The sequence below is a fragment of the Limnohabitans sp. 2KL-3 genome (genome assembly GCF_001269405.1).
GTDB lineage: Bacteria > Pseudomonadota > Gammaproteobacteria > Burkholderiales > Burkholderiaceae_C > Limnohabitans_A.
In genome coordinates this window covers 1-23,613 of record NZ_CXON01000010.1, presented here as the reverse complement: position 1 = coordinate 23,613, position 23,613 = coordinate 1, and the positions used below count along the sequence as shown (strand labels likewise).

Sequence of the window (23,613 nt, the reverse complement as noted above, 5' to 3'; positions counted from 1 at the left end):
AGCGCTGGCGCACGCGCATGATGGATTGGCTCCCCGGGGGGGCTGGCAGACGCTCTTTGTGGGTCGCTTTGATGACCTTGGTGCTGGCCGTGTTGATCACCTTGGTTTGGCTGGCCGGGCGTTATGAAGCCAGCCAGGTCCAGGCCGAATTGGAGCGAGACACCGCCGATGCCGTCAATGAATTGCGCACGCAGCTGTCGCGGCATGTTCAGGCGATTCAAGGGGTTCAAGCGGCCCAGCCCAATGCCGCCCAATGGCAACAAGAGATGCTGTCCTTGCTCAGGGAGCACCGTGACTGGTTGCGTGTGGAGTGGCGTGACAAAGCACAAAATTTGCGCAACCAGGCCGATTCCCCCCTGCGCAGCCCTGTCTTTGAACGCAACCCGCGCAGCGACATGCTCAACGAAACCCTGCAGTCCTGTCTGCGGGCCCGACGTTTGAGTGGCCCAGCTTATTCGAGTACCTATTTTTTACCCCAGGTTGATGGCTTGGGCTTTGAAGTCATGGAGTTGTGCCTGCCTTATGTCCATGCAGGAGAACTGATGGGCTTCACCGTGGTCACTTATGGTTTGCAAGAATTGTTGCAAGAGCGTTTGGGCAAAAGCTTTGGCCGACGCAACGAATTGTCATTCACCGAGCCCGATGGCACACGTCTGGCCATTTCAGGCACACAACGACGCGGCTTGAGGGTGTTCACCGCCCAGCAACTGGTGGACTTGCCGGGCAACACCTTGGTGCTGCGCATGGATGGGCGAAGGGGAGAGCCCGACCTGTTTCCCAATGTGTTGACCGCCTTGGTCACCGGCATGTCCATTGCTTTGGTCACGGTCATGATTTTGCTGGCCAAAGATTCCCGTCGCCGTTTGAAAGCCGAACGCGAATTGGCCGAAGCTCTCGCTTTTCGCAAAGCCATGGAAGACTCCTTGGTCACAGGCCTGCGGGCCCGCGATCTGGAAGGCCGCATCACCTATGTGAACCCTGCTTTTTGCCAAATGGTGGGGCTTGATGCTGAGGTGCTCACTGGACGCAATGCCCCCATGCCTTATTGGCCGCCGGAAATGGTGGACGAATACAAGCAGCGTCAGGCCATTCGCCTGGCTGGCAATGTGCCGCCGCGCGAAGGCTTTGAGTCGGTGTTCATGCGCCAGGACGGCACGCGTTTTCCGGTTCTGATCATCGAGGCCCCCCTGATCAGTGTTCAGGGCCAACAAACGGGCTGGATGGGAGCGGTCATCGACATCAGCGAGCAACGCCGAATTGAAGAGCTGTCTCGGGCCAGCCAAGAGCGCTTGCAAGCCACTGCCCGTTTGGCCACCGTGGGCGAAATGGCCTCTTTGCTCAGCCACGAGCTCAACCAACCTTTGGCGGCCATTGCCAGTTATGCCAATGGTTCGCTGAATTTGCTCAAAGACCCTCAAGCCGTGCCCCAGACGTTGGACGACGTCCACATGGCGCTGCGCCGCATTGCCGAGCAAGCCCAACGGGCTGGCCGGGTCATCAGCAGTGTGCACGACTTTGTGCGCCGACGCGACCAGGCGCGAGAGTCCGTGCTGCCACAGGCTTTGATCGATGCCATTGCGCCTTTGGTGAATTTGCAGGCACGCAAACTGAACGTCAAGGTCCACTTTCGTGTTGAGGCCAAATTGCCTTGGGTGGTGTGTGACCGCACCATGGTGGAACAAGTGCTTTTGAACCTGTGTCGAAACGGCATGCAGGCCATGGATGTGCCCGAATGTCGTGAACGTGTGCTGGTTTTACAGGTCAAACGTTTTGCAGCGCATTCCGAGACCGGCTGGTTGGAATTTTCGGTCACGGATGTGGGCGTCGGCATTGCCGAGGAAGTGGCTCAAAAACTGTTTACACCTTTTTTCACCACCAAACCCGAAGGCATGGGTTTGGGTCTGAGCTTGTGCCGCACGGTGGTCGAACAACACGGTGGACACCTGGATTTTGAACCCCTGCAGCCCAAGGGCACTGTTTTTCGCTTCACATTGCCTGGGGATACACAGGGGACCAAGGGTGTTGATGCTTTGCTTTTGGATAAGATCAAAGCATGAATCTGACCGACACGCCCACCGTTTTCATCGTCGATGACGACGCCAGCGTTCGCGATGGCATGGCCTGGTTGCTGCGAACCCGGCGTTTGTTGAGTGTCCCGTTTAAAAGTGCCGAGAGCTTTTTGGACATGCTCAATGCGCACATCCCCCCTGCCCAAGACCCCGCCACCCCTTCGCCACTGCCATCGGTTGCGGCTTGCATCTTGCTGGACGTGCGCATGCCGGGCATGAGTGGCCTGGCCTTGTTTGAACATTTGTTGCTCACGGGTGTGGCACACGCTTGGCCTGTGATTTTTTTGACCGGTCACGCAGATGTGCCCACCGCTGTCGACACTGTCAAACGCGGCGCTTTTGATTTTTGTGAAAAACCTTTTTCAGACAACACCTTGGTCGATCGCGTTGAGCAGGCCCTGGGCTTGTCTCAAGAGCGTTTGACGACCCGTCGCCAACAGCAATGTTTGCGCACCCGTTTGTCGGAGTTGACCGAACGCGAACACGATGTGATGCATCTGGTGCTTGAAGGCTTGCCCAACAAATTGATTGCAGATCAACTGGACATCAGCGTGCGCACTGTTGAAGTCCATCGGGCCAGGGTGTTCGAAAAAATGGACGTGAAATCGGCCGTCGAATTGGCCAATTTGATGCGTTTGCTGTCATGAACGGGCCCACAGTCATACTTTGTTTGAAAACGCGATGTGAAACACTGGCTTTGCGCCTTTTTTGCTTTTTTGCGGCACTCCTGTGCGTCGGTCTGTTGAGTGGTTGTGCCGCCACCATCCAAGCGCCTGTGGCATCGGCCAGCCCCTACAACCCGCTGCGAAACGATGTGGCCTTGACAGCCATGTCCTTGCTCGACACCCGCTACGCCTATGGTGGACGCGGCCCTGCCACGGGTTTTGATTGCTCTGGTTTGGTTGCCCATGTCTTCAAGGAGGGCGCAGGCCTGTCGCTTCGTGGCAGTGCAGCCGATTTGGCTCGTTTGTCACGCCCCATTGACCGCGAAAAACTGCAGGCGGGTGATTTGCTGTTTTTCAACACTTTGGGTGCACGCCACTCCCATGTTGGTGTTTATGTGGGTGAGGGTCGTTTTGTGCACGCCACCAACCCACGCACGGGTGTGCGCATGGACAGTCTGCGTCAACCGTATTACGCGCAACGTTTTGAAGGCGCACATTCGTTGCTGAATCCCTGAACTGACTTTTTCAGTCCGGTTTTTTCTCTGTTTTTTCATCCTCTTTGTCGGGTGAAGCCCTTGGCAATTCGCCATTTTTTCTTCCAGAAAACATGGTCCACCAGACAATCAAGACAAAAACAAGCCCTGCAAGCAAAGCCTCTAGCAAAATCAAGCCCATGAGTTCATTTCCTTTACTTCGTTTTAGCCCCTTTTGGGCTGCTTTGGCATGCGTCGCGATTGTAGGCAGCCTGACAGCTTGCTCGTTCACCCCCAGTGTTCCAAGCCCTTTGCCCCAAAGCCATGAAGCCACAGCCAAAAACGACGCACTGTCTCGGCCTGTGATCACGCAGGCCAAAAGCATCTGGGTGCCTGTTCCCTGGTCTGAACTGCCAGGCTTCAACCATGATGCGATTCATGAAGCCTGGCCCGCTTGGTTACAAAGTTGCCAACGCCCGGGTCCAACTTGGCTTGCGCTTTGCCCCGAAGTGCGTCAATTGGCGAATGCTTCGGTGACCCAACAACGGCAATGGATTCGTCAAAACCTGCAAGCCTATCGGGTTGAATCACCGCAAAAGCAGGCCGAAGGCTTGTTGACGGCCTATTACGAACCTGTGCTGGCAGCTTCGCGCTTGCCGCGTCCGGGATTTTCGGTTCCCGTTTATGCCCCACCGGCACAACTGAATCAGCGCTCTCCGTGGTATTCACGTCAAGAAATTGAAACGACACCTGCAGCCCGCAACGCTTTGCGTGGCAAAGAACTGGTGTACCTGGCTGATCCTGTGGATGCGATGGTGCTGCACATCCAAGGTTCTGGTTTGGTCAACGTGAATGAACCCGATGGACGCCAACGATTGCTTCGCTTGGCTTTTGCAGGCACCAATGAACAAGCTTATAAAAGCATTGGCCGATGGCTGTTGGACCAAGGCCTGGTTCGGGACGCCAGCTGGCCAGGTATCAAAGATTGGATTGAACGCAACCCCACACGATTGAACGAGTTGCTGTGGCAAAACCCGCGCTTTGTTTTTTTCAAAGAAGAAGCACTGCCCATGGGCGTCACGCCTCCAGGCCCCAAAGGTGCACAAGGTGTTCCTTTGACGGCGGGTCGCTCCATTGCGGTAGACCGGGCCAGTATTCCTTATGGCACCCCGGTTTGGTTGCAATCGACGGGTCCCCAAACTTCTTTGGATCGCTTGGTCCTGGCCCAAGACACTGGCTCAGCCATTGTGGGTGCAGTCCGGGCCGACTATTACGTGGGTTCGGGTCCTGCCGCTGGCGAGTTGGCAGGACGCCTCAAACAACCCCTCAAACTTTGGGTGTTGTGGCCCCGATGAACTTTTATAAAGCGTGCCCTTTCATATGAACTGCCGACCGGGGTGTGCTGCATGCTGCACAGCACCTTCTATTTCGTCACCGATACCGGGCATGCCCAATGGCAAACCTGCAGGGGTGGCCTGTGTGCAGCTGGATGAGCGCTTGAGATGCAAAATTTTCAACCATCCGGATCGGCCTGCTGTTTGTGGACAGTTGCAAGCATCTCCTGAGATGTGTGGCCCGCACGATGACGGTGGGCTTTATGCCCGTGATTTTTTGATGCGGCTGGAAATTTTGACCAGGCCTTGATCTTTTGAATTTATCTTTTCGCATCGTGAAAAATCATCAAGACATCCCTTGACCTTGGTTTTGGGGATGTCCACACCCAGCTTTTTCAGTCACTCACAGGTCATGAGAGCCTGAGCCTTTTGGTTAAGCTGTTTTCCTATTTTCAAACATGGAGAACGATATGGCTTTACAGATGGCTTGCCTTCAAGACAGTGTGCATCCTGATGAATGGCAGTTGCGTGTGGACCTGGCTGCTTGCTACCGACTGGTGGCTTTGTATGGCTGGAGCGATTTGGTGTTCACGCACATCACAGCCAAATTGCCTTCATCGGTGACCGGGGGTGAAGAACAATTTTTGATCAACCCTTATGGCTTGATGTTCGATGAGATCACCGCATCGAGCCTTGTCAAAGTGGACATGCATTGCAACAAACTTCATGACAGTCCATTTCCGGTGAATCCGGCAGGTTTTGTCATCCACAGCGCTGTTCATGAAGTACGTCCCGATGCAGGCTGTGTACTTCACACACACACCCGGGCAGGTGTGGCGGTGAGTGTCCAGCAGCATGGGGTGTTGCCCATCAGCCAGCAAAGCACCTTTGTGTTGGCCTCTCTGGCTTATCACGGGTACGAAGGGGTTGCCATTCGTGATGACGAAAAAGCTCGTCTTCAAGCCGATTTGGGTCAAGCCAATTACCTCATGCTGCGTAACCATGGCTTGTTGACCGTTGGCAAAACCATTGCCGATGCGTTTTTGTCCATGTACACCTTTGAAAATACATGCCGCATTCAGGTCGATGCTTTGGCAGGGTCAACAAAACCTCAAGACTTGACTTCGGTTGATCCACAGATCTTGAACGGTGTGGCCACAGCCATGCGTGTTCAAACGGGTGGTTTGGGTGGTGCCTTCGTTTGGCCATCTTTGCTGCGCAAACTGGGACGTGAAAACCCTGGTTTTGATCTCTAAAAAAAGCCCTTCAGGGCTTTTTTTTTGGCCTGCCCGGTCAAGCAGGTGATTTTTGAAAAATTTGACCCTGTCTGAGCTCAGGGACTTTGGGGTGTTCACACGCCTCTTGAGACGCTTAACAGGCTCTTGAATTCGTTTTTGAAGGGTTCCCTACCTGCTCGGCTCCGATGACCCTTGCTGAGGCTTTGTCATGTCACGGCCGTTTTCAGAGGCACAAGACAGTTGTTCCTTCTTATCTGTATTTCTATATCTTTAATTAGTCGTAGTAGGTAAGGCAGGCGCTTTTCTGTGGATAACCATCATTTATCTATAAAAAACAATGACTTATCTTGTTTTTTTGGATGTGTGTGACTTTGCTTTTTTGCTGTCACGGTTTCTTGAACAACTTTGTGGTGGACCTCAGGTCTGTGGATAAGTGGGGTTTTGTCCTTTTTTTATCCACAGACTTTGTCATCGGCTTTGATTTTTTTGGACCCTATCGCCAGTTTTTATCTGTCAAAATTTTTTTTGACCTTCTAGAAAAGCAATTTATTACATTTAAAGTAACAAATTATTGATTTTATTAAAAATTTAAGTTTTAATTAAAATTTATTCATTGAAGTTCGGACATGTCTTTGTGGAAAGAAAGCGTTGCTGTTTTGAAGCCGCACCCCCGTGAGCGCTTGAAGTTCTTGCTGGGAACTTTGCTATACCCCCGCGCAACGTGGATGTGGTTGCGTTTTGTGCGTTCAAAAAAAATTCTTTGGGACAGACTTCCAGCCGCTCCAAAATTGTTGACCCGCATCTATCGCCCCTATGCTTTTGAACCACTCAAGTGCCAAGATCGCGTTGAACTTTTGTTGAACCACTATCGAACGCTTGATGTGGCCGGTTGGTCAAAGCTCTTCAATGAATCCGTCACGCAAGCGATTGTTCTGGCAGAGGTACCCAGCAAATCAGGTGATTTGATGGTTTTGTCGCTTTTATCTTTGGGTGAAGGACATCGTGAAGGTGAAATGAGTCTTTTGCTGCAATGGCAGGGCAGGGTCATCTTCACGGTTTCTTTTTTGTTGGCCAGATCCGACCATGGCTTCAACATGATCATCACGCGTCTTCATGGCAACCGTGATCACGATGGCAAAGAAATCATTCGTCAAGCCACCAAAGCGTTGCATGGTTTGCGGCCCGCTGTTTTGATCACCCAACTGTCCCGTCATTTGGCCATGTTGTTGGGTTGTGAGGATGTCCTCTTGGTGGGCAATCACCAGAGGGTTGCGCTCAATCCCAAGCGACGAAAAAAAATCAAAACAGATCTCGATGGTTTGTGGATAGAACTGGGTGCTGTCAAAAAGCAGTCCGGTTTTTTCCATCTTCATCCCCGGGTCCATTTGCCCAGTGATTTCAGTGATGTTGCATCTCACAAAAGAGCTGAGGCCAAACGCAAAGCGACCATTTTGTCTTGTCTTTTGTTGAGCATGGACAGCACTGTGGGTGCGTACCGTGATGAGGCGACTACTTTTTCTTTGGACGCCAGCGCTTGAGCAACAAGGCGTTGGCCATCACACTGACCGAACTCAAGGCCATGGCTGCGCCTGCCACCATGGGATTGAGATAACCGGCTGCTGCCAAGGGAATGCCAGCCACGTTGTAGGCAAATGCCCAGAACAAGTTTTGTCTGATCTTGCGCACGGTGAGCGCTGAAATGTCCAAAGCGGCTTCCACCAAAGTCACATCGCCTCGCATGAGTGTCATGCCTGCGGCATGCCTGGCCACATCGGTGCCATTGCCCATGGCGATGCCCAGATCCGCAGCCGCCAATGCAGGGGCGTCGTTGACACCATCGCCCACCATGGCAACAACTCGACTGCCATGGTCTTTTTTCAGTTTTTCAATTTCGGCGGCTTTTTGTTGTGGCAACACATTGGCCTGAACCTCACCTTGTTCTGGCTTCAAACCGAGCTTGCGACCCATGGCCTGTGCTGCCATGGTGTTGTCTCCGGAAATCATGACCAACTTGATGCCTCTTTGGCGCAAAGAGGCCAAGGCTTTTTGTGCTTCGGGCTTGGGTTCGTCACCAAAAGCCATGAGCAACAATGGTTTGAGTCCTTCAGGCGTTCGTTCTGCCAATGCAGAAAGCGTGGCACCTTGCGCTTGAAAATGCCCCATTTCCGTTTGCCAACACAGGGTGTTCAAACCTTCTTCTTCCAACCAACGCAAGCTCCCCAACAAAAGGTGTCGCTCATTGAGTTGGGCTTGAACACCTTTTCCGGGCAGGGCCACCATGGCTTGTGGCGTTTGCAGTTTGATGCCCTGCGCTTTTGCGGCATTGACCACCGCCTGAGCCAATGGGTGTTCACTGGCACTTTGAACGCTTGCTGCCCACATCAGTGCCGAATTGTTTTTTTCATCCGGTCCGGGCACTTGTCCGATCAGCTGTGGCCGTCCTTGTGTCAAGGTGCCTGTTTTGTCAAAAACGATGGTTTGAACACGATGGGCTGTTTCCAATGCGGCGACATCCTGGATGAGGATGCCATGTTTGGCGGCCACACCTGTGCCCGCCATGATGGCCACGGGTGTGGCCAGACCCAGCGCACAAGGGCACGCAATGACCAGCACTGCCACTGCATGGATCAACGCGGTTTCAAATGATGCCCCTTGCCAAAGCCAAATGGCCCAAGTGACCATGGCCACAAAGACGACCACCGGCACAAATATTTCTGCAACTTTGTCTACCAAGCGTTGGATCGGCGCTTTGTGGGCCTGAGCTTGTTCGACCCATCGAATGATGTTGGAAAGAACAGTGTCCTGGCCTACTGCCTTCACCTGCACAAGTACGGTGCCATCGCCATTGATGGCACCACCTGTTAATGGGTCACCTTGTTTTTTATCCACAGGCAAAGCTTCACCAGTGAGCATGGATTCGTCAGCCTGTGTTTGGCCCTCCAAGATCTCACCATCGACGGGATAACGCTCTCCAGGTTTCACCACAATGTGATCTCCAACCCGTATTTCATCCACAGGCACATCGATTTGGCCTTCCTCACCCACCCAATGCACCACGTCAGGCCTTAAAGCGTGCAACGCACTGATGGCTTCGGTGGTTTGTTTTTTGGCTCGGCCTTCGAGCCACTTGCCTAACATCACCAAAGTGATGACCACGGCTGACCCCTCGAAATACAAATGCGGCGCATGACCTTCTTGCGCATGGATCCATAACCAGACCGATAAAGCCCAACCAGCCGTGGTGCCCAATGCCACCAAAAGCTCCATATTGCCGGTCAAAGCCTTGAGTGCATGCCAAGCCGATTTGTAGAAATGTGCCCCCAAGACAAATTGCACAGGTGTGGCCAAGGCAAATTGAACCCAAGCAGGCAGCATCCAGTGCTGACCCAACGATTCACCCAGCATGGGCATCATCAATGGCGCCGACAAAAGCAAACCCATGGCCACCGGTGCAAAACCGGACCATGTTGTTTCCTTTTTCTGTTCGGAATGACGTTGCTGAATGCGTGGTTCATAGCCTGCATCGCGAATGGCTCGGCGCAAAAGTGCTTCTGTCGTCCCGTCTGATGTCACTTCAATACAGGCCATCTCAGTGGCCAAATTGACACTCACCGATTCAACGCTTGGAACCTTCAGCAACGCTTTTTCAACCCTGCTGACACATGATGCGCAGGTCATGCCACCAATGCCGATGGTGTAAGTGCTGCGCTCTGAATTGATCTGTGTCATGAAAACCTTTGCGTTTGGGAATATGCTTTGATCTCAACCCATGAACCTTTGTGTCTTTGCATCATGAAGCATATTTTTAGCGTTGAAGGCATGACTTGTGCCCACTGTGAGAAAGCTGTCTCAAAGGCCTTGTTGGCCATAGACGCGCATGCCAAAATTGTGATCGACCGCACTGTTGACTTTGTTGAAGTGTTGTCTGACTTGCCGGCTGAAAAATTCATTCAGGCCATTGAGGACGAAGGCTATCGCATCGTCCATTGATTCATTCATTTTTTTAAGGAAAACCCATGACATCGAACGTAGGCGGTATTGATCGTATTTTGCGCATTGTGCTGGGTGTGGTTTTGGTGGCTTTGGCTGCCACGGGCACAGTCGGTGCTTGGGGCTGGGTCGGTTTGGTGCCTTTGGCAACGGGCCTGTCAGGCTGGTGTCCACCGTACAGCTTGCTGGGCATCAATACCTGTAAAAACAAAAACATTTGAATTTGCCTTCAAGGGCTTTATTTTTCTTTACAAGGCACAGCGCATCGCAGACACATGGGTCCATCAGACTTCAGTCACTCCATCACTGAAAGGGTGTTTTCCATGAAATCGATTCGTTTGTCTTTGATCTCTGCCAGTTTGCTGCTTGCAGTATCTGGCATGAGTTTTGCCCAAGCGCCAGCTTCAACAGGCGCTGTTTCGGCTGCACATTCACAGACCCAGCGCCAGCATGGTGCGGATCGTCATGCCAAGCATTTGGAAACATTACATGCCCAATTGAATCTGACTGCTTCGCAAGATGCAGCTTGGCAAAGTTTTGTTCAAACCATGCAAAAACCCGGGCATCCGGTGCACCCTGATCGTGCTGCTTTTGAAAAAATGACAACGCCCGAACGCCTTGACCAGATGCAGACAATGAAGCAGCAACGTGATGCACACATGCAAAAGCATGCCGAAGCCACACGGGTGTTTTATGGGCAGTTGACTGCGGAGCAAAAAGTCATTTTTGATGCACAAAGCATGCGCCACATGTCTCGAATGCAGGGCAGCATGCATGCATCCAAACACGAGCATGGTCATCGGCATTGATCTGGCCCTTTTGATCATTGCAAAACTGCCCTGAGGGGCAGTTTTTTTTGCCCGTTTTTCCAGTCTTGACCTACATCAAATGCGCAAGATGAAGTTTGGGTAAGCTGTTTTGATGCAGTTATCCAAAACCCCTCCATCCTCCAATGGCTCAAACGGTCATGGTTTACCCCCCATCTTGCCCATTGCCATGGACCAGCCTTTGCATTGGCTGGCCTTGGGTTTCAAAGATTTTGCCAAAGCGCCATTGCTGAGTACTTTGCATGGCTTGGTGTTGGCCTTGGCAGGCTCACTCATTGCCTGGGTTGCCCATGACCGTTTTTGGTTGCTCGCTGGCGGCTTGTCAGGCTTTATGGTGATAGCCCCAGTGCTGGCGACCAGCCTTTATGCAATGAGTCGTGCCATCGAACGTGGTGAAAAGGTGAATCTGCAACTGCTGATCCGCACTTGGACCCAATGGCAACTGCGTTTTCGAAAACAACCCGACAGTTATTGGTGTTTGATTCGTTTTGGTTTGCTGTTGGCATTGGCGGCGACAGGTTGGGTCATCACTTCATCGGCGCTGATCACTTTGTTTGCACCGGTGCCCATTCACACGCCCATGGATTTCATCAGGCATGTGGTGTTGGCTGAAAACAATTTTTTGTTTGAAATTTGGCTGGGCTTAGGCGGTGTGATGGCCGCCCCTGTTTTTGCATCCAGTGTCATTTCCATGCCCTTGCTTCTGGACCGCAAAGTGAGTGTGTTGCAGGCTGTTCTCACAAGTTGGAAAGCCGTACTCACGCATCCATTGCCCATGGCGCTGTGGGCGTTTTTGATCATGGGTTTTACCTTGCTTGGATTCATGTCCTTGTTTTTGGGATTGATCCTGATCGTTCCCATGCTGGGGCATGGCAGCTGGCACGCTTATCGGCAGATGGTCAACGTCAGTGATCTTGAAGAACGCATGTCAGGGCAAGGTGATTGGTGATGTGGTCATTTTCAGAAGAACAATTTGCCTGGTTTGGTTTGACGATTGGTGTGGGCGCTTTCATGCTCTACATGCTGTTCATCATCGGACAGTTGGCTTGGGAATCCAAAGCAGGAAAATTCGGAACTTTCGTGATCTTTTTGGGTCTGGCCTTTGGCATGTTGGGTTTTGTGGCCAAAGGTGTCATTCAATGGCTGATTGATCAGTGAAAAAACCTGTGGATAAAAAATGAACAAACCATGACTTATCCACAGCTTGGTCTCTGTCTGAAAAGTTGTTCATGAATCCACGACAGTCAAAAATCGCACTCACCCACAAGCGGCAAACCTTGCTAAGTGACTGTCATCATTGGATAAAGCATCTTTATCCACAGATGAAGGCGATCCTTATCTACTATGACTAATTAAAGATATAAATCCATAGAAAGATAACAAAAAACGCAGGCACTGTTAAAATTTGTGTCTTTTGCACCTTGATGTGACCATGGCGCTCGTTTCAGAAGATCCCCTCCTGCACTGTTACGACATCAAAAGCGCTGATTTGCCTTTGGTGGCTTTGCTGCTCAAAACCACCGACATCCACAAGGTTTCTCAGGCTTTGGCGCGTCAATTGGCGGAAAGCCCCGGGTTTTTTGACAACGAACCCGTGATCATTGACCTGAGTGGCCTGTCTGCTTCGCAAGACAACACCCTGCAATCTTTGGACCTTTCGGCGCTGATGGGTGTTTTGCGTCAACACAGTTTGATGCCATTGGGCATCAAAGGCGCAGATGCTGCCCTTTTGGACTTGGCCAAGGGTCTGGGCTTGGTCAATGCTTCCGATGCCCGTGTGAAGCGCTCCATGCCCCTTGCTGAGCCTGAACCCCTTGCACCGCCTGTTTTGCAAGCGCCTGTCTTGCCACTGGGCGCATTGGTGATTGATAAACCTTTGCGCTCTGGCCAGCAGGTCTATGCCAAGGGACGTGACTTGGTGATGTTGGCGATGGTTAACCCGGGTGCCGAGGTCATTGCCGATGGCCATGTGCATGTGTATGCCACTTTGAGAGGCAAAGCCATTGCAGGCGCTCGGGGTGATACGCAGGCCCGCATTTTTGCCCAGGTCATGGAACCCGAATTGTTGTCCATTGCCGGTGTTTACCGCACCAGTGAAAATGCACTGCCCAACGATGTGCTTGGCAAAGCCGCCCATGTTTGTCTTCAAACGGGGCCGGAAGGTGACAAATTGTTGATTTCAGCTCTCAAATCCTGATTCTTTATTTGGTCTTAGAAAGTTAAACCATGACAAAAATTGTTGTTGTGACATCTGGCAAAGGCGGCGTGGGCAAAACCACGACCAGTGCAAGTTTTTCAACCGGTTTGGCGATGAAGGGCTTTAAAACAGCCGTCATCGATTTCGATGTCGGTTTGCGCAATCTGGACCTCATCATGGGGTGTGAGCGTCGGGTGGTGTATGACCTGATCAATGTGATTCAAGGTGAAGCCAACCTTAATCAAGCCTTGATCAAAGACAAGCAATGTGAAAACCTTTTTGTGCTTGCCGCCTCACAAACCCGTGACAAAGATGCCTTGTCTCAAGAAGGTGTTGAGAAGGTTTTGAAAGACCTCAGTGCCATGGGTTTTGATTTCATTGTTTGCGATTCGCCTGCGGGCATCGAAACGGGTGCTTTGATGGCCATGCATTTTGCCGATGAGGCTTTGGTGGTGACCAACCCTGAGGTGTCTTCGGTGCGCGATTCGGACCGCATTTTGGGCATGTTGGGCAGCAAGACGCAACGGGCCATTGAAGGCGCTGAGCCCGTCAAGGAACATTTGCTTATCACACGCTACAACCCGCATCGCGTGGAAGAAGGTCAGATGTTGTCTTTGCAGGACATCCAGGACATTTTGCGCATTCCTTTGATTGGCGTGATTCCAGAAAGCGAAAACGTGCTTCAGGCTTCCAACCAGGGCACGCCCGTGATCCATTTGGCCAGTACCGATGTGGCCGAAGCTTACAAGGATGTGATCGAACGCTTTCTCGGTGAAGACAAACCCATGCGCTTCGTTGATGCAGAAAAAGCAGGCTTCTTCAAGCGTTTGTTTGGAGGCAAATAAACCATGTCTTTGCTTTCCTTCCTCTTGGGCGAAAAGAAGCAAACCGCCAATGTGGCCAGAGAGCGTTTGCAAATCATTCTGGCCCACGAACGCAGCGGCCGCAATGCCTCTGAACCCGATTACCTGCCGGACTTACAGCGCGAGTTGGTGGCTGTGATCAGCAAATACATCAAAATCAACATCGAAGACATCAAGGTCAATCTTGAGCGGCAAGACAACCTTGAAGTCCTTGAAGTCAAGATTGAATTGCCAGAATCGCGCTGAAGATCCCCCATTGCCCAAGGCAATGGGGTGTTCAATCAATCTTTGACAAGCGACGCCCACAGGCTGCGTGCTGCTCGAATGTTGCGCTCTTTGACGTGACCAAACCCTTTGATGTTTTCCGGCACCCGTGCCACGCTGACCGCATGCGCATGTGATTCGGCGCTCAAATTGTTCAGCACAGCTTCAATGTGCTGCATGTACTCACGGATCAAGGCGCGTTCAGTCTGACGCTCTTCGGTTTTGCCAAAGTAGTCCAGCTTGGTGCCGCGCAGACCTTTGAGTTTGGCCAGCACCTTGAAGCCCGTCAGCATGATGGGGCCGAACTTTTTCTTGACCAATTCGCCTTGGCTGTTGCGCTTGGACCAAAGCGGTGGGGCCAGGTGGTAGTGGACTTTGAAGTCGCCTTCAAAACTGTTTTGAATGCGTTCCACAAAGCCGGTTTGGGTGTGCAGGCGGGCCACTTCGTACTCGTCCTTGTAGGCCATCAAGCGGTACAGCTGCCGGGCCACGGTGTCGCTCAAAAGTGTTTTGCCCAGCGGGGCTTCGGCCGCTTGCACACGCCCCACGATGCCTTGGTAGAGCAGGGCATACGCTTTGTCCTGGTAATCGGTCAGGCGCGTCATGCGGTCGGCGATCAAATCTTCCAGGGACTCGCGTTTTTTGAACTGGATGACTTGCGAAGGCTGAATGGTTTTCATCAACGCATCGGGCTGGTGCGCGGCATGGCGACCCCATTCAAAAGCGGCCAGGTTGTTTTTGACCTGCACGTCGTTGAGCTCAATGGCCCGCACCAAAGACTCGCGGCGCAAAGGCACCCAACCCTTTTGCCAGGCGTAGCCCAGGATCATGGGGTTCACATAGATCGTGTCGCCCATGAGTTGCTTGGCCAAGGCATCTGCGTCAAAAGCGCCCACGCCATCCACGCCCACCTGTGTGGTGATTTCGGCCACGCATTGTTCGGCCGGGTTTTGCCAGTTGCCGTTTTTCACAAAGGCGGCGGTGGGTGTGCTGTTGCTGTTCAGGGCCACATGGGTGCGGCCAGCGCGCATGCGCAAAGTGGTTTCTTTGGAGGCACTCACGATCGGGTCGCAACCGATGATGAGGTCGGCCGCTGCCATGCTCACGCGGGTGGTGCGGATCTCGTCTTGGCTGTTGGCCACCAGGATGTGGCTCCAGGTGGCACCGCCTTTTTGCGCCAAGCCTGCCGAGTCTTGCGTGACGATGCCTTTGCCCTCCATGTGCGCGGCCATGCCCAGCAGCTGGCCAATGGTGATGACGCCCGTGCCGCCTACACCCGCCACCACCATGCCCCAAGGCTCTTGGATGGTGGGCAAGGTGGGTTCGGGCAGTGCGCCCAGGCTGGCTGGCTGGATGGCCGGGGCAGTCGATGTGGCTTTCTTTTTGAAGGTGCCACCTTCCACGGTGACAAAGCTGGGGCAAAAGCCTTTGAGGCAGCTGGTGTCCTTGTTGCAGGTGCTTTGGTTGATGGTGCGCTTGCGGCCCAAAGGGGTTTCGAGCGGTTCAACCGACAAGCAGTTGGACTGCACACCGCAGTCCCCACAGCCTTCACACACTTCTTCGTTGATCATCACGCGCACGGCGGGGTCGACCATGGTGCCGCGCTTGCGGCGGCGGCGTTTTTCGGTGGCGCAGGTCTGGTCGTAAATGATGACGGTGGTGCCTTTGACTTCACGCATTTCGCGTTGGATGCGGTCGAGTTCATCGCGGTGGAACACACGCACGCCATCGACCAAAGCCACGCCTTCGTATTTTTCGGGCTCGTCGGTCACCACCACGATGCGCTGCGCAGCTTCGGCCTTCATGCTCATGGCGATTTGCACCACGCTGTGACCTTCAGGGCGTTCACCCACTTGCTGGCCGCCCGTCATGGCGACGGCATCGTTGTACAAAATTTTGTAGGTGATGTTCACACCCGAGGCCACGCTCTGGCGCACGGCCAAAATGCCGCTGTGGAAGTAAGTGCCGTCACCGATGTTGGCAAAAATGTGCTGGTCGGTGCAAAAGGGCTGCTGGCCACTCCATGGCACGCCTTCGCCGCCCATCTGGGTGAATCCCGTCGTGCTGCGGTCCATCCAGAGGCTCATAAAGTGGCAGCCGATGCCGGCCATGGCGCGTGAGCCTTCGGGCACCTTGGTGGAGGTGTTGTGTGGGCAGCCGGAGCAAAACCAGGGCGTGCGCTCGGCAGCGGCGCCCAGGGTCAGGGTTTGCAGAGATTTTTCTTTGGCGTCCAGCACAGCCAAGTGCGCGTCGATGCGTGCGGTGGTGTCGGCATCGAGGCCCAGCTTTTTCAAACGCTTGGCAATGGCCCGTGCAATCAAGGCGGGTGTCAGGTCGGCGTTGGCCCGCAGCAAGGTGCGCTCTGTCGGATTGGCCGTTGACCATTCGCCGCCGGAGGTGTCGCCCTCGGCTTCGTCGAATTTGCCCACGATGGTGGGGCGCATGTCGTCGCGCCAGTTGTAGAGCTCTTCTTTGAGTTGGTATTCGATGACCTGGCGCTTTTCTTCGACCACCAAAATCTCGCGCAAGCCGGTGGCGAACTCACGGGTGGTGTGCGATTCAAGGGGCCAGACCACGCCCACTTTGTGCACCCGGATACCCAGGCGTTGGCAGGTGGCGTCGTCCAGACCCAGATCGAGCAGGGCCTGGCGAGTGTCGTTGTAGGCCTTGCCGCTGGCAATCAGGCCGAATCGGTCGTTGGGTCCTTGGATGACGTTGTGGTTGAGCTTGTTGGCGCGGATGTAGGCCAGCGCCGCATACCACTTGTAGTCGAACAAACGCGCTTCTTGCTCCAGTGCGGTGTCTGGCCAGCGGATGTGCACGCCGCCGGGCGGCATCACAAATTCGGGCAGCACGATTTGCACGCGCTCGGGGTCGATGTGCGCGGTGGCACTGGACTCGACAATTTCCTGAATCGTCTTCATGCCCGACCAGATGCCCGCAAAGCGGCTCAGGGCCAAGGCGTGCAAGCCTTGGTCCAGGATGTCTTGCACGCTGGCCGGGAAAAACACGGGCAGGCCGCAGGCTTTGAAGATGTGGTCACTCTGGTGAGCGGCGGTGGAGCTTTTGGCCACATGGTCATCGCCCGCTACGGCCAGCACGCCACCCCAGGGCGTGGTACCCGCCATGTTGGCGTGTTTGAACACGTCCGAGCAGCGGTCCACGCCGGGGCCTTTGCCATACCAGATGCCGAACACGCCATCGAATTTGTTGGTGCCGGGTGGCGCAAAACCCAGTTGCTGGGTGCCCCACAAAGCGGTGGCGGCCAGCTCTTCGTTCACGCCGGGCTGGAACACGATGTGCTGGGCCTTGAGGTGGTCCTTGGCTTTCCACAGCGATTGGTCGTAGCTGCCCAAGGGAGAGCCCCGGTAACCGCTGATGAAGCCGGCCGTGTTTTTGCCCTGCAAGGCGTCGCGTTGGCGCTGCAGCATGGGCAGCTTGACCAGGGCTTGCACGCCGCTCATGAAGGCACGGCCCACATCGAGGCTGTATTTGTCGTCCAGCGTCACGGTTTCCAGCGCCTGGCGAATCGATTCGGGCAAGGGGGCGTTCATGGTCTGTCCTGCGTCTGAAATAGATGGCACAGTGTAGGACGCTCCAGCAGACATGTGCTTGCTTTCGGTGACAGGATTTGCCCTATGATTTGAAAGAATCTTGCTCAAAGAGGCGTATTTTGGAAACACTGGACAAATTCGACTGGGCGATATTGAATGAACTGCAAACCAATGGCCGCCTGACCAATGCGGAGTTGGCGCAGCGGGTCGGTTTATCGGCCGCGCCTTGCTGGCGGCGGGTGCGGGCGCTCGAAGAGTCTGGCGTCATCAAAGGCTACCGGGCTGACATTGACCGCCAGAAGGTGGGCCTGGACGTGTTGGCCTTTGTGCGGCTGGACGCCGAGCGCAACCGTGGTGACATCACACGCCAACTGGAGGAAGCCATCCTCAAAATCCCCGAAGTGGTGTCGTGTCACTACATCAGCGGCACCGGCACCTTTGAGCTGCAGGTGGTCAGCAAGGACCTGAACAGCTTCAGCCAGTTTGCCCGTGATGTGTTGATCAACCTGCCCAATGTGAAAGACCTGCACACCAGTTTTTCGCTGGGCGAGGTCAAGGCCGCTGGGGCCTTGCCTTTGAAGACCTGAGGCAGTGGCGTGGTCAGCAGCGCCCAAGCGAGCCTGGGCCTGAGATCAGCCACGGCTTCTCAGGGGTACAAACCCCGCAGCTCACGCGCTTGCAAGATGCGTGTGCACGCCACGATGAAGGTGGCGGTGCGCAGACTCACCCGGTGTTCGTTGGCCACTTGCCAGATGGCGGCAAAGGCTTCGCGCAGGATGCGCACCAGGCGGGCGTTGATTTCGTCTTCGCTCCAGAAGAAGCTGGAAAAATCCTGCACCCATTCAAAGTAACTGACCGTGACGCCCCCGGCGTTGGCGATCACGTCCGGCACAACCAAGATGCCCCGTTCGTGCAGGATGTCGTCGGCCTCGGGTGTGGTGGGGCCGTTGGCACCTTCGATCACCATGCGGGCCTGGATGAGGTGGGCATTGGCGGCGGTGATTTGTTGCTCGAGCGCGGCGGGCATCAGGATGTCACAAGCCACGCCCCAGAACTGCGCATCGGGCAAGCTGTCGGCATCTTCAAAACCCTCGACGCTGCCATGCTCGCTGACATGGCGCAGCAGGGCGGGCACGTCCAGACCTGCAGCCTTGTAGACGGTGCCGCCGTGGTCCTGAACCGCGACCACTGTGGCCCCGGTCTGGGCAAACAGTTTGGCCGCGATGCCGCCCACATTGCCAAAGCCTTGCACGGCGATGCGGGCTTTTGTAATGTCCAGCCCGATGTGTTGCGCAGCCTCTTGGCCCACGGTGTACACGCCGCGCCCGGTGGCTTCGCGCCGGCCCAAAGAACCGCCCAAGGCAATGGGTTTGCCGGTCACCACGCCTGAGGTGGTGGTGCCTTCGTTCATGGAATAGGTGTCCATCATCCAGGCCATAATCTGCTCGTTGGTGTTCACATCAGGCGCGGGGATGTCTTTGGTGGGACCGATGAGGATGCCGATCTCGCTGGTGTAGCGGCGGGTCAGTCGCTCCAGCTCGCCGCGTGACAGGGTTTTGGGGTCGACCCGGATGCCGCCCTTGGCCCCGCCAAACGGCAGGTTGACGGCGGCGTTTTTGACCGACATCCAGGCCGACAAGGCCATGACTTCAGACAAGGTCACGTCTTGGTGAAAACGCACACCGCCTTTGCCCGGGCCGCGGCTGGTGTTGTGTTGCACACGGTAACCTTCAAAGTGGGCCATGGTGCCGTTGTCCAGTTCAATCGGCACGTCCACGATCAGGGCGCGTTTGGGTCGCTTGAGGGTTTCGACCCAGCGTGACAAGCTGCCCAAATAGGGCGTGACGCGGTCGACTTGCTGCAGGTAAATGCCCCAAGCGCCCAGGTGCTCAGGGTTTAAATAAGAGGGCAATGCATGAGAGCTTGTGGCTGTGTTGCTTGCGGGCGTGTTGGCCATGTTTTGATGCCTTTCGTGAAACTGACGGGTTGTCGGTGTTGCGCATTGTGGAGCCGCCCATGTTGCGCCGTCCAAGGCTGTTTGGCTGTCGGTTCATGCACAGAAGGCATCAACTTGGAGGCGTCAGTCTCCTGCTTGAGGCCGTGCTTGAACCCCGTTTATGGCTGTGCGAACAAACACCCCGCCAAAGACACCTGCCTGTAAAATAAGCAGCTTCAGCCGACCCCGTGGCAGGGCGGCCCACGGCGCAGGCGGCGCCCTTTTTTGGCCTTCATTCAAGGCGGATTTTTCATGCTTTACCCTCAAGAATTCGATGTGATCGTGGTCGGCGGTGGCCATGCCGGAACCGAAGCCGCGCTTGCGGCCGCCCGCATGGGCAGCAAAACACTCTTGCTCAGCCACAACATCGAGACGCTGGGGCAGATGAGCTGCAACCCGTCCATTGGTGGCATTGGCAAGGGCCACCTGGTCAAAGAGGTGGACGCCTTGGGCGGGGCCATGGCGCTGGCCACCGACGAGGGCGGTATCCAGTTCCGCATCCTCAACAGCTCCAAAGGCCCGGCCGTGCGGGCCACCCGCGCGCAGGCCGACCGCATTTTGTACAAAGCCGCCATTCGCCGCATGTTGGAAAACCAGCCCAATCTGTGGCTGTTCCAGCAAGCCGTGGACGACCTGATGGTGGAGGGTGACCGGGTGGTGGGTGCCGTGACGCAAGTCGGTATCCGTTTCCGTTCGCGCACGGTGGTGCTGACGGCGGGCACGTTTTTGGACGGCAAGATCCATGTGGGTTTGCAGAACTATTCGGCGGGCAGGGCCGGTGATCCGCCCGCTGTCAGCTTGTCTGCACGCCTGAAAGAGTTGAAGCTGCCGCAAGGACGTCTGAAGACGGGCACACCACCCCGCTTGGACGGCCGCACCATCGACTTCAGCCAATGCACCGAGCAGCCCGGTGACGGCGTGCCTGGCGGCATGAACCCCGAGGGTGGGGTGCCGGTATTCAGTTTCATGGGCAATGCAGGCATGCACCCGCAGCAAGTGCCGTGCTGGATCACCCACACCAACGAGCGCACACACGACATCATCCGCTCGGGTTTTGACCGCAGCCCCATGTTCACCGGCAAGATCGAGGGCGTCGGCCCGCGTTACTGCCCCAGCGTGGAAGACAAGATCAACCGCTTTGCCGACAAGGACAGCCACCAGATTTTTCTGGAGCCCGAAGGCCTGACCACCCACGAGTATTACCCCAATGGCATCTCGACCAGTCTGCCGTTTGACATCCAGTACGACCTGGTGCGCTCGATGAAGGGCTTGGAAAACTGCCACATCCTGCGCCCTGGCTACGCCATCGAATACGACTACTTTGACCCACGCGCCCTGAAGAACAGCTTTGAGACGCGCCAGATCAACGGCCTGTTCTTTGCGGGGCAGATCAACGGCACCACCGGTTACGAAGAAGCTGCGGCCCAGGGTTTGTTTGCGGGCATCAATGCCGCGCTGCAATGCCGTGGCGAAGCCGCCTGGACGCCTGCACGAGACCAAGCCTATTTGGGTGTGCTGGTGGACGACCTGGTGACCCAGGGCGTGACAGAGCCTTACCGCATGTTCACCAGCCGGGCGGAGTTCCGCCTGCAGTTGCGCGAAGACAATGCCGATGCTCGCCTGACCGAAGTGGGCCGTCAAATGGGTCTGGTGGATGACGCCCGTTGGGACGCCTTCAGCCGCAAACGCGATGCTGTTTCACGTGAAACAGAGCGACTGAAATCCACCTGGGTGAACCCGCGCAACTTGCCAGCGGCCGAGTCTGAGCGGGTGATGGGCAAAGCCATTGAGCACGAGCACAACCTGTTCGACTTGCTGCGCAGACCGAATGTGAGCTATCCGGCGTTGATGTCTTTGGACGGTGGGCGCATGGCCAGCGCCGATGTTTCACGTGAAACGCTGGGTGACCTGAGCCCCTCGGTGATCGAGCAGGTCGAGATCGCCGCCAAGTATTCTGGCTACATTGACCGCCAAAAAGGGGAGGTGGAGCGGGCTGCGTTTTACGAACACCTGCGCCTGCCCGAGAGTCTGGACTACATGAAGGTCTCGGCACTGTCGATCGAAGCTCGTCAGAAGTTGGCCAAACATCGGCCCGAAACACTGGGCCAGGCTTCGCGCATATCGGGCATCACGCCGGCCAGTGTGTCGCTGTTGCTGATTCACCTGAAGAAGGGTGGATTCAAAGGCTTCATGAAAACCGATCCAGAGAGTGTCATCGCATGAGTGTGAATTTGGAACAAGGCTTGCGCTCGGGTGTCGAAGCCTTGGGTTTGGAGTTGTTGGATGGGCAAATTCGGTCTTTGTTGGACTATGTGGCGCTGATCCAAAAGTGGAACAAAGTCTATAACTTGACAGCACTGCGTGACCCGGCCGACATGCTCACTCACCATCTGTTGGACAGTCTGACAGCTGTGGGGCCTTTGACGCGGCACACCCAAGGCAAGGCCCTGCGTGTGCTCGATGTGGGTTCAGGGGGTGGTTTGCCCGGGGTGGTGCTGGCTGTGTGCATGCCCGAGTTGAATGTGAGCTGTGTGGACACGGTAGCCAAAAAAGCCGCGTTTGTGCAGCAAGTGGCCGTGAACCTGAAGCTGCCCAATTTGCGCGGATTGCATGCACGGGTGGAATCGTTGACGGACCCCTATCAGGTCATCTGTTCGCGTGCTTTTGCGTCATTGCCTGACTTCGTCACCTGGTCTCGCTCTGCTTTGGACGAGCGTGGTGTGTGGATGGCCATGAAGGGAAAGCATCCCCAAGATGAGATCGATGCTTTGCCCAGTGATGTGGGCGTGTTTCACGTGGAACCCTTGAAGGTGCCAGGTTTGGACGTTGAGCGCTGCATGATCTGGATGAAGCCTGAAGCATCTGCCCATTGAGGCTTGGCGGTGTCTTTCAACATGATGTGCGTTGAGCCCTGAATTTTGGGATGGCTGGGACAGGGCCCTGCGTCAATCACGGTTGAAAAGTCTGTAGGTGTGGTCATCGGTCATGGTGCCGCGATCACTTCAGAAGGTGTTCAGCGATTGACCCGGCCCTGTGGAGTTTGATTTGCGCGGCTATTTTTGGCGCAGCGCTCCCTGTGGGAGCCCCGCCCTCGGGGCGATGGGTGATGGTCTGTGAGGCTTTCATCGCGACGAGGGCGTCGCTCCTACAAAATGAGGGAGCCCCGCCCCCGGGGCGATAGGTGGTGGTCTGCGAGGCTCTATCGCGACGAGGGCGTCGCTCCTAGTGCGCCCGTGAAGGCGCGTACACAGCATGGTGAGAGTCCATGTCGGGGTAAGCCAAGGCCCCGTAGTCGAAGGTAACTGCGTCGCTGCGAAGCGGGGTGGAGAGCAACCGGAGGCGAACTGGCGGTGCGCAGTAAAGCGAACTCGATTCGGCAGGGAGTGGCGGCGAGCTGGCTGGGAGAAGGCGAAGCCTGAAACACATCGCATGCGTTGTTTTGGTGGATAAAACGACATGCGGGCCACCCATGTGGTTGGAGGCGCAACGTCAGGAAGTGTGCGTGAGATAAGCGGGGAGAGCTGTGGCCCGAGGTGACGGGCTGCAGCAGTCAGAGCCATCGTAGTAGCGATGGGCTGCCAGAGCAGACAGGGCCAAACTGCACCGGAAACGGTGTGGGCAAACGAGAGTTTGCAATGACCGGGGTGCGCCCCTTGAGCCTAAACCGAGCAGACGGCAGCCTGAGAAATGCGGAGTAGGAAAGCCGCACGAGCCAAGGGTGGCAGGAAAGTGGATACGAAAAGGACAGAGATGAACGAGAGCGAAAGCGAAACGGTGGCAGTGCCTCTTAGGGCTAAACAAGCCGAGTCAGACCCTGCCCAATGGGCATGGGTGGACCGTGAAGTCTGGACGGATCGTATGTTGGCGGCGCTGGGCAACGGCGTCAAAGGAAACAAGTGGTTCAGTTTGATCGACAAGGTTTACCGGCTGAGCACCTTGCAAGCGGCTTGGCAACAAGTCCAAGGGAACAAAGGGTCAGCGGGGATAGATTGGCAAAGCATAGAAGGATTTGCGGCGCATGAAGCGCGGTACCTGAGTGAGCTGTGCCGACAACTGGAGCAAGGAGAGTACAGGCCCCAAGCGGTGCGGCGGGTAGAGATACCCAAAGCGGGCGGTAAAACGCGGCCCTTGGGCATCCCGACG

Annotated in this window: 21 protein-coding genes and 1 pseudogene; 19 read left to right on the top strand and 3 right to left on the bottom strand. The window is 55.3% G+C overall.

Annotation, left to right across the window (positions count from 1 at the left end):
• Positions 1-17: 17 nt before the first annotated feature.
• The 7 genes from AMM41_RS13170 to AMM41_RS13140 all read left to right on the top strand — a co-directional run bounded on the left by AMM41_RS13170 (position 18) and on the right by AMM41_RS13140 (position 7,317).
• On the top strand, positions 18-2,057 hold the full coding sequence (locus tag AMM41_RS13170) for a sensor histidine kinase (protein ID WP_228769278.1): 2,040 nt from the start codon (positions 18-20) through the stop codon (positions 2,055-2,057).
• Positions 2,054-2,716: a response regulator transcription factor gene (locus AMM41_RS13165; RefSeq protein ID WP_089959251.1), complete on the top strand. Its 663-nt coding sequence runs from the start codon at positions 2,054-2,056 to the stop codon at positions 2,714-2,716. Before AMM41_RS13170 ends, AMM41_RS13165 begins: the two co-directional genes overlap by 4 nt.
• Before the next feature lie 95 nt (positions 2,717-2,811).
• Positions 2,812-3,249 (top strand): C40 family peptidase, encoded by a 438-nt coding sequence (locus tag AMM41_RS13160; protein ID WP_228769269.1) that lies wholly within the window; start codon positions 2,812-2,814, stop codon positions 3,247-3,249.
• 92 nt (positions 3,250-3,341) lie between these two features.
• Complete coding sequence (locus tag AMM41_RS13155; protein ID WP_089959241.1) at positions 3,342-4,562, top strand: murein transglycosylase A; 1,221 nt, start codon at positions 3,342-3,344, stop codon at positions 4,560-4,562.
• Positions 4,563-4,587: 25 nt separating this feature from the next.
• Positions 4,588-4,851 carry a YkgJ family cysteine cluster protein gene (locus tag AMM41_RS13150; RefSeq protein WP_089959237.1) on the top strand — a complete coding sequence of 88 codons (264 nt, stop codon included), beginning with the start codon at positions 4,588-4,590 and terminating at the stop codon, positions 4,849-4,851.
• A 160-nt stretch (positions 4,852-5,011) separates the two neighbouring features.
• On the top strand, positions 5,012-5,797 hold the full coding sequence (locus AMM41_RS13145) for a class II aldolase/adducin family protein (RefSeq protein ID WP_089959231.1): 786 nt from the start codon (positions 5,012-5,014) through the stop codon (positions 5,795-5,797).
• A gap of 608 nt (positions 5,798-6,405) precedes the next feature.
• Positions 6,406-7,317 carry a DUF535 family protein gene (locus AMM41_RS13140; protein WP_089959227.1) on the top strand — a complete coding sequence of 304 codons (912 nt, stop codon included), beginning with the start codon at positions 6,406-6,408 and terminating at the stop codon, positions 7,315-7,317.
• Here the strand turns inward: AMM41_RS13140 and AMM41_RS13135 are convergent.
• The gene (locus tag AMM41_RS13135) at positions 7,289-9,508 is read right to left on the bottom strand and encodes a heavy metal translocating P-type ATPase (RefSeq protein ID WP_089959224.1); all 2,220 of its coding nucleotides are present in this window, start codon (positions 9,506-9,508) and stop codon (positions 7,289-7,291) included. The genes AMM41_RS13140 and AMM41_RS13135 overlap by 29 nt on opposite strands.
• 63 nt (positions 9,509-9,571) lie before the next feature.
• Here AMM41_RS13135 and AMM41_RS13130 point away from each other — a divergent pair, with 63 nt between their 5' ends.
• The 8 genes from AMM41_RS13130 to minE all read left to right on the top strand — a co-directional run bounded on the left by AMM41_RS13130 (position 9,572) and on the right by minE (position 13,902).
• The gene (locus AMM41_RS13130) at positions 9,572-9,769 is read left to right on the top strand and encodes a heavy-metal-associated domain-containing protein (protein WP_089959221.1); all 198 of its coding nucleotides are present in this window, start codon (positions 9,572-9,574) and stop codon (positions 9,767-9,769) included.
• A gap of 26 nt (positions 9,770-9,795) precedes the next feature.
• A complete protein-coding gene (locus AMM41_RS13125) occupies positions 9,796-9,990 on the top strand; it encodes a YgaP family membrane protein (protein WP_089959214.1) in 195 nt (64 codons plus the stop codon).
• Between the two features lie 54 nt (positions 9,991-10,044).
• A complete protein-coding gene (locus AMM41_RS13120) occupies positions 10,045-10,578 on the top strand; it encodes a Spy/CpxP family protein refolding chaperone (RefSeq protein WP_089959211.1) in 534 nt (177 codons plus the stop codon).
• A 112-nt stretch (positions 10,579-10,690) separates the two neighbouring features.
• Positions 10,691-11,545: a DUF2189 domain-containing protein gene (locus tag AMM41_RS13115; RefSeq protein ID WP_089959206.1), complete on the top strand. Its 855-nt coding sequence runs from the start codon at positions 10,691-10,693 to the stop codon at positions 11,543-11,545.
• Positions 11,545-11,754, top strand: a complete 210-nt coding sequence (locus AMM41_RS13110) for a DUF2788 domain-containing protein (protein ID WP_194944781.1) — start codon at positions 11,545-11,547, stop codon at positions 11,752-11,754. Before AMM41_RS13115 ends, AMM41_RS13110 begins: the two co-directional genes overlap by 1 nt.
• Before the next feature lie 274 nt (positions 11,755-12,028).
• Positions 12,029-12,793, top strand: a complete 765-nt coding sequence (gene minC / locus AMM41_RS13105; protein ID WP_089959202.1) for a septum site-determining protein MinC — start codon at positions 12,029-12,031, stop codon at positions 12,791-12,793.
• Positions 12,794-12,822: 29 nt separating this feature from the next.
• Positions 12,823-13,638: a septum site-determining protein MinD gene (gene minD, locus AMM41_RS13100; RefSeq protein WP_089959197.1), complete on the top strand. Its 816-nt coding sequence runs from the start codon at positions 12,823-12,825 to the stop codon at positions 13,636-13,638.
• Between the two features lie 3 nt (positions 13,639-13,641).
• Positions 13,642-13,902, top strand: a complete 261-nt coding sequence (gene minE, locus AMM41_RS13095) for a cell division topological specificity factor MinE (RefSeq protein ID WP_089959192.1) — start codon at positions 13,642-13,644, stop codon at positions 13,900-13,902.
• Positions 13,903-13,937: 35 nt separating this feature from the next.
• Here minE and AMM41_RS13090 read toward each other — a convergent pair whose 3' ends face one another.
• The gene (locus tag AMM41_RS13090; protein ID WP_089959189.1) at positions 13,938-17,474 is read right to left on the bottom strand and encodes an indolepyruvate ferredoxin oxidoreductase family protein; all 3,537 of its coding nucleotides are present in this window, start codon (positions 17,472-17,474) and stop codon (positions 13,938-13,940) included.
• Between the two features lie 119 nt (positions 17,475-17,593).
• Here AMM41_RS13090 and AMM41_RS13085 point away from each other — a divergent pair, with 119 nt between their 5' ends.
• On the top strand, positions 17,594-18,061 hold the full coding sequence (locus AMM41_RS13085; protein ID WP_089959187.1) for an Lrp/AsnC family transcriptional regulator: 468 nt from the start codon (positions 17,594-17,596) through the stop codon (positions 18,059-18,061).
• 59 nt (positions 18,062-18,120) lie between these two features.
• On the opposite strand, the gene AMM41_RS13080 is transcribed toward AMM41_RS13085, so the two are convergent.
• Complete coding sequence (locus tag AMM41_RS13080; RefSeq protein ID WP_089959183.1) at positions 18,121-19,431, bottom strand: Glu/Leu/Phe/Val family dehydrogenase; 1,311 nt, start codon at positions 19,429-19,431, stop codon at positions 18,121-18,123.
• A 291-nt stretch (positions 19,432-19,722) separates the two neighbouring features.
• Here AMM41_RS13080 and mnmG point away from each other — a divergent pair, with 291 nt between their 5' ends.
• The 3 genes and pseudogenes from mnmG to AMM41_RS13065 form a co-directional block, all read left to right on the top strand.
• On the top strand, positions 19,723-21,693 hold the full coding sequence (gene mnmG, locus AMM41_RS13075; RefSeq protein WP_089959534.1) for a tRNA uridine-5-carboxymethylaminomethyl(34) synthesis enzyme MnmG: 1,971 nt from the start codon (positions 19,723-19,725) through the stop codon (positions 21,691-21,693).
• Positions 21,690-22,343, top strand: a complete 654-nt coding sequence (rsmG, locus tag AMM41_RS13070) for a 16S rRNA (guanine(527)-N(7))-methyltransferase RsmG (RefSeq protein ID WP_089959180.1) — start codon at positions 21,690-21,692, stop codon at positions 22,341-22,343. The genes mnmG and rsmG overlap by 4 nt, the downstream gene beginning before the upstream one ends.
• Positions 22,344-23,220: 877 nt before the next feature.
• Positions 23,221-23,613: pseudogene (locus AMM41_RS13065) on the top strand (hypothetical protein); the annotation flags it as partial.